The organism is Paractinoplanes hotanensis (assembly GCF_023717965.1).
Taxonomy (GTDB): Bacteria; Actinomycetota; Actinomycetes; order Mycobacteriales; family Micromonosporaceae; genus Actinoplanes; species Actinoplanes polyasparticus.
The window spans coordinates 67342-73630 of sequence record NZ_JAMQOL010000075.1 but is presented as its reverse complement, the minus strand read 5'-3'; the positions used below and the strand labels follow the sequence as shown (position 1 = coordinate 73630).

The 6289-nt window shown below is 65.1% G+C and carries 5 protein-coding genes and 1 pseudogene; 5 read left to right on the top strand and 1 reads right to left on the bottom strand.

The window, feature by feature from the left end:
• The first annotated feature begins 858 nt into the window (after positions 1-858).
• Positions 859-996: a hypothetical protein gene (locus LXN57_RS43120; protein ID WP_251804095.1), complete on the top strand. Its 138-nt coding sequence runs from the start codon at positions 859-861 to the stop codon at positions 994-996.
• Positions 997-1156: 160 nt separating this feature from the next.
• Here LXN57_RS43120 and LXN57_RS43115 read toward each other — a convergent pair whose 3' ends face one another.
• On the bottom strand, positions 1157-2524 hold the full coding sequence (locus tag LXN57_RS43115) for an IS1380 family transposase (protein ID WP_251804099.1): 1368 nt from the start codon (positions 2522-2524) through the stop codon (positions 1157-1159).
• A gap of 270 nt (positions 2525-2794) precedes the next feature.
• On the opposite strand from LXN57_RS43115, the pseudogene tnpC reads away from it, so the two are divergent.
• The 4 genes and pseudogenes from tnpC to LXN57_RS43095 form a co-directional block, all read left to right on the top strand.
• Positions 2795-3964, top strand: a pseudogene (tnpC, locus tag LXN57_RS43110) (IS66 family transposase); the annotation flags it as partial.
• A gap of 105 nt (positions 3965-4069) precedes the next feature.
• Positions 4070-4705 carry a DUF6461 domain-containing protein gene (locus LXN57_RS43105; RefSeq protein ID WP_251804093.1) on the top strand — a complete coding sequence of 212 codons (636 nt, stop codon included), beginning with the start codon at positions 4070-4072 and terminating at the stop codon, positions 4703-4705.
• A gap of 152 nt (positions 4706-4857) precedes the next feature.
• A complete protein-coding gene (locus LXN57_RS43100) occupies positions 4858-5943 on the top strand; it encodes an ISAs1 family transposase (RefSeq protein WP_251804098.1) in 1086 nt (361 codons plus the stop codon).
• A complete protein-coding gene (locus LXN57_RS43095) occupies positions 5828-6127 on the top strand; it encodes a transposase family protein (RefSeq protein ID WP_251804092.1) in 300 nt (99 codons plus the stop codon). Before LXN57_RS43100 ends, LXN57_RS43095 begins: the two co-directional genes overlap by 116 nt.
• The last annotated feature ends 162 nt before the right edge of the window (positions 6128-6289 follow it).

Here is a 6289-nt window from a genome sequence, read left to right as displayed (position 1 = left end):
GGACCGCCCGAAACCACCGATTCACCCGTGTCATCCCGAATCGGCTGTCATTCCTTGCTGAGATCAGTTCACTGCACCCGCTTACCGAATAACTCCGATGGCAGACGAGACGGTGTCGTTCCAGTCAGTATGACTAAGATCGGGAATGCGCTGACCGGCCCCGATGCATCGGATCGGCCCCAGATAGTCGGTCTCAAAGAAGAAGCAGACTTCTACCGACGTTGAATTCTGCACGTAGCTAACCTTGTTGTTAAGGTATCGCGGGTGTTTCGAAGGGCCGCGATTCAATGTCCGGAGACCACCCTTCACAGAGTCATCAGTGTAGGCATTGCATAGTCCTCCAGCAAACGCATGCTCGCAGATGAGGAGGCTTCCGGCCCGCGTCGAATCTGCAGCATTGGCCGGAGATGAGATAGCAAATGTGGATGCAATGAATGCAACTGCGGCTGCAGCTGCGCCTAATGACCGTCTCAACTTCGTCTCCTTCTGTGGCTGCCACCAGCAAGCCACTCCGATGGCATGTGGACATCGGTCGCCAACGACGCCGACTCTCTTGAAGACGGACAGAGCGATCGCTGGATCAGCGACGGGCACGTGACATATGCAACAGGCGCCTATGTGACGGGAATTAATCGTGCCGAGCCCGCCCGGGAGCGGTTCTGCCTGACCGAACCGGCCCGCAGCATGTCGTGTTTGCGGACCGGTTTCATCGGTCCTGCCTGCTCTTTGCAGGTACGTATTTAGCTCGGGATCGCGGGTTGTACGGGCTCGTGGTGTGTTTGACCTGCGGCTAAGTTCGTCCGGGGACAGTTGTGGCCCTTGATCAACGTGGTGTGGTTGGTGTGGCATAGTGCCCGGGTGTCCGGTTCCGAGTCGCAGCGTCCGTCGTATGACGACCTGCTCGCGCGGCTTGTCGAGCGGGATGCGGTGATCTCGGCGTTGCTGGCCGAGGTCGCGGAGTTGCGTCGCCGGCCTCGATTCGTCAGGGGTGTTTGATCCCTCGGTAGGGCTTTCGGCTTGACCGTTTTGTCCCCTGCGGTGTGGTGCGGGGGCGCCGTCTGTCACGACGGTATGCCCGGGTCTCCGATCTCCGGGAACGGCCCTCTCCTGCTCGCTGAGGTGGTTGTTGCTGGTCAGGCGGGTGCGGGTAGGGCGTTCAGGCGTTGCCAGCATTGATGAACGCGGTGGTCCAGGGCCAGGTTTCGGGGATTTTCAGGACGCGTTGCCGGGCGTGGCTGCTGAGGGTGGCGGGTAGATGCAGCAGCCGGTAGCGCAGGGTTTCGGGTTCGGCATCAGCGAGGTCGGGTTGGTCGTGCAGGCCGAGCAGCCGGGTCCAGGCGGTGATATCCGCGGCGATGTTCGCGGCGAGAACCCATCCGCGGTTGACGGTCCAGGACTTCGACGGCAGGTTCCGCGGGCCCAGGGCCTTTCCCACTCGGACTTGATCTTCCACTCCTGCGTGGCTTCGGTGCAAAGCGTCGAGCCATTGCGGATGATGCGAGCCCGCGATGCCCCACATTCGGGTGATGTTGGTGGCGACGATGGCGTACCGCCAGCCGGTTTTGCGTTCCAGGTCGGTCAGGTTCTTGCGGTGTTGTGCAGCAGGTTTGGTCCGGCGCACGGTCAGCCGCAGCCCGGGGAGCCATTTCTCGGCGCGGGTGTCGAGTCCGGTCAGTTCGGCGACCCCGGCGGTCGCGGTCGCTTCGCCGTTCTGGCGCAGCGAATGGATCCAGGCGTCGGCGGGTAGCACCGCGATCGCGGCCTCGTCGACCTCGGTGATGGTCCACCCGACGGTGAACCGGACCGTGCGGAACGCGCTGTTCATCGCGTGGAGATGTTCGATGAAGTCGTGGGTGGCGCCAGCGCCGTCGACCCGGACCAGGATTTTCCGGCGGTAGCGCGCCGGGATCTGCTCGATCGCGTCGGCGAGGACCCGGATGTGGTCACTGACCGTGTTGGATCCGGCGTTGCCTTCTCGCAGCAGCATGGCCAACGATTCGGCGGTGTTCGCGCACCACGCCCCGAGCGGGTGGAAGCCGAAGCCTTTCTTGAACGTCACCGCGGCACCCTGTTTATCCGAGTGTGCGGTGATAAGGGTGGCATCGAGGTCGATCACGATCCACCCGTGCAGGAGTTTACCGGCGACCAACAGCCAGGGAAACCCGCCCGGTCGGTCGGCGATCAGATCCCAGACCCGCCGGCGGGCTTTCGCCCGAGCCTTCCCGATCTTACCCAGGGTCACCGTGTCGAGGGCGGCCAGGCAGCGGCGGACGGTGCAGTCCGAGGGCGGGTCACCGAACACCGGAGCCTGATGGGCCAGCAGGTCGATGTCGGACATGCTGGTCGCGCCGAGCCCGATCGACACCGCGAGGGAGGTCAGTACGGTGCCCCGGTCCCACCAGCCGGGGCCCTCACCGCGGGGTATCACCGCGTTCAATCCGCTGGTCAGACCCGCTTTGTCGGCGCATTTGCGGAGCAGGACCGCCCCGGCGTGACCGACGAGGTTCTTACCGGTGGCCGTCACGGACAGCCGGTCATCCCACCCGATAGAGTGACTCACCAGAAAGGTGCACTTGCTTCTACATAGGACAAGGCCTCAACAACCACATCCTTGCAGGTCGGGTGCACCTTTCCTTGATCACCCTCGATACCCGCTATTCACTCTGAATAGCGGAGGCCGGTTGGGGACGGATTCGTCGAACAGTTCCAAGCCGCCTCGTCGGATGGTCTTGACCGGCAGCGGCGTACCGGCTCGGCATCGGGTAAGCGGGGCAAGCCGCGGGGTCCTCCCGGGGCGACGCGGATGTTGGTCGATGATCCGGACGAGCGGGTCACGTGCCGGCCGGAGCAGTGTGGCGGGTGTGCCGCCGGTCTGGCCGCCGCGCGGGTGTTCGCGGCGCAGCGCCGGCAGGTGGTCGAGGTGTTGCCACCGCCGGAGCCGTATGTGACTGAGTATCTGGTGCAGTCGCTGCTGTGTGCCGGGTGTGGTGAGGTGACCTGTGGTGACGCCCCGGACGGGGTGGCCGGCCGGCTGCAGTACGGTCCTGGCGCGAAGGCTCGGATGGTGTATCTGCGGGGCGTGCAGTACCTGCCGTACGGGCGGTCGGCACACGCGATGGACGTGCTCTGCGCTCTGGCGGTGGCGCCCGCGACGATCCTGGCCGCGGTCCGGGAGGCCGCCGACAGGCTCGGCCCGTTCGTCGACCGGGTGCGGATGCTGCTGCGCGCTGCGCCGGTGATCGGCGCGGACGAGACCCCGGCCTGGGTCGATGGTGGCTGGAAGTACGTCCACGTCGCTTGCACCGAGAAGTTGACCCTGCTGCACGCCGGGAGCCGGTCCAAAGCCGACATCGACGCCGGTGGGGTCCTGCCCGGGTTCACCGGGGTCCTCGTGCGCGACGGTTACGCCGGCTACGACCACATCAGCACCGCGACTCACGCCGAGTGCGTCGCTCACCTGCTGCGCACGCTCAAGGGCGTGCACGACAGTGATCCGGCCCGTCAGGAATGGGCCGAGGCCATGGTCAACACCCTGCTGATAGCCAAGAAATGGATGGCAGAGGCCGCCGCGGACGGGCGTAGCAGCCTGGACGAGGCCCAGGTCCGGTTCATCCGCTCGGCGTACGCGGGCGCGTTGTCGTCCGGCCGTGAGGCCAACGCCGCGAACCCGAAATCGAAGGCGGCGAAGATGGTCAACCGTTTCACCCGCGACGCCGAAGACGTCCTGCGGTTCACCACGGACACCGCGATCTGGTTCACCGACAATCAAAGCGAACGCGATCTACGGCCGACGAAGCTCCAGTTGAAGATCAGCGCGACCTGGCGATCCCTGCAAGGACTCGCCGACTTCGCGACCCTGCGTTCCTACCTGTCCACCGCCGGCAAGCACGGCCAGGATCTCCTCGACGTCCTCACCGCCCTGTTCACCACCGGGCCTTGGCTCCCACCAGACCCAGCCAGCTGACCCAAGCTAAATACGTACGTCGCGGTCACCTCTTGAGAATTGAACACCGTAGCGGCCGTGCCCGGCAATCAACCGGGCATGGCCGCGCCTAGGTAGGAGTGAGGCATGCGAGCTGGCGAGGGGCCGTGGGGCTGGACCTACGACGTGGGGTTCACCCTGACTCTCACCTTCGAAACTGCTCCGGACGTCGTTCTTGCCAACTACCGAGCAGACCTCGAGGAGGTCAGGTTACTCACCCGGACCGAAGCGCTGCGAGACGTGCCGCCGCGCCCCGGTGGTAGCCAACTGCGAGTAGGGCAAGTCGATTCATGGACCGTTTGCTTCGAAGAGTTCGGCACACATGGCACCCGATCGGACTTGATGGCCGCCCTTTCTTTCGGCTCTGAATCGTTCTCGTACTCGGCGGGCTACGGAATGAAGCTGTTTCAATACTACAGAGCCGGTCGTCGTATCGAGTCGTTCGAACGTGGGATGCCCTCGACCCTCAGAGGCGAAGGCCCGCACAGGTTCTGGATTGCCACTGCGGAGAATGGTGGCCAGCCTGAACTCGCCATCACGAGCCAGACCGGTATTTCGGTTCCGATTGAATTTTTGGACGGTCCCATGCTGACCGCGTGGGTCGGCGATCCGCACATCATTTCCAACCCGCCTACAGCGAAGATGCCAAATATGACTCCGCTGGGCGGGATCGCTCCGCCGGGTCAGACGCCAACGACCAGACCTCCTGCCCCGGGGGCGTAGAGCCAGGGCCTTTGCATGTTTCGATGAGGGTGGCTTGAGCTGCGGCTATGCGCCGTGATCGGCCTTTTTGGAGGCGCTTGAGGCGGGTGAGGTCGTCTAGGTGATCATGGGAGTTCTCTACGCTTCCAGCCACTTCGAGGACCTCACCCGTGATGTCAGCATGCCCGATCCAGGTACTGTCCGCAGTCACCACCCCCTCCGACACGCTTGCCCGCCCGGTGACCGAGGGTGAACAAGTCGGCCTGCGCGATGCGTTGTCGAGGGTGCCGGATCCTCGCGGCCCTCGGGGTCTGCGCTATCCCCTCGCGGGGTTATTGACCGTCGCGGTGTGCGCGGTGGCGACCGGCGCCTCGAGCGTCGCCGCGATAGCGGACTGGCTGCATGACCTGGACGACATCGGCCGGGCCCGGCTCGGCTTCGTCCGCGGCGTGCCGGCCATGACCACGATGTGGCGGCTGCTGATCCGCCTGGACGCCGACCTGCTCGCCGCAGTCCTGGCCGGCTGGCTACGTACCCGAACCCGCCCGGCCGGACCACTCAGGAAACGGTATCGGCAGGTCATCGCCGTGGACGGCAAGACCGTCCGCGGCGCCCGCCGCCCCGACGGCCGCCAAGTTCATCTGCTGTCCGCGCTGGACACCAGCACCGGCATTGTCCTGGCACAAGTCACCGTGGCGGCGAAGTCGAACGAAATCCCCGCCTTCACCCCGTTGCTCGACGCAGTCGAACAGGTCCTGGGCCATCTGACCGGGCTGTTGTTCGTCGCCGATGCTCTGCACACGCAGACCAGCCATGCGAACGAGATCGCCGCCCGGGGCGCGTACCTGCTGATCCCCGTCAAAGGGAACCAGCCGCTCCTGCATGCCCAGCTCAAGGCCCTGCCCTGGGCACAGATCCCGGTCGGTCACCAGGCCCGCGATCGTGGTCACGGCCGATCCGAGACCCGCACCGTCAAAGCCGTCACGCTGCACACTCCCGGCGGAATCCGGTTCCTGCACGCGCAGCAGGCCATCCGAATCACCCGGACTCGTACCCTCACCGCCACCGGCAAGACCAGCCGCGAGACCGCGTACTTGACCCGTGCTGGCTTATCGTGCCATGGTCGACGTCCCGAGGGAACTGGTGCAGTACGTGGCGCGGCTGCTGCATGCCGAACGCCGCGCCCGGGGCACGCGGAAGAAGACACGCGCTCTGACCTGCTTCTACCAGGCACTACTGGTCCTCGTCTGGTTCCGTAAGCAGGAAGACCTAACCCTACTCGGCGCCGGTTTCGGGATCTCGAGGGCGACCGCGTACCGCTACCGCGACGAAGGCATCGCGGTCCTCGCCGCCCAGGCACAGGACCTGCACACCGCGCTGAAGCGGGTCGCCGACGACGGCTGGTCGTACGTCATCCTCGACGGCAAGACCTCAGACGCTTAACAGTCGCCCAACTGCGATGGATCTTGGTGCGTTTCCAGCGGCGAGGTTGACACACTGGAATAGCGCTTGATCCAGCTTAAGGCAGTCCGCTAGTCGGCGTGTCGCGTCCTGAGACCGACCTGCCCAGACGTCCGCTTCTGCCGCCGATAAGGCCCGGGATCG

Bases quoted from the DNA above. Each gene is read 5' to 3' on its own strand.
- LXN57_RS43105 (WP_251804093.1), top strand. From the start codon at position 4,070: ATGCGAGCTGGCGAGGGGCCGTGGGGCTGGACCTACGACGTGGGGTTC.
- LXN57_RS43100 (WP_251804098.1), top strand. From the start codon at position 4,858: ATGTCAGCATGCCCGATCCAGGTACTGTCCGCAGTCACCACCCCCTCC.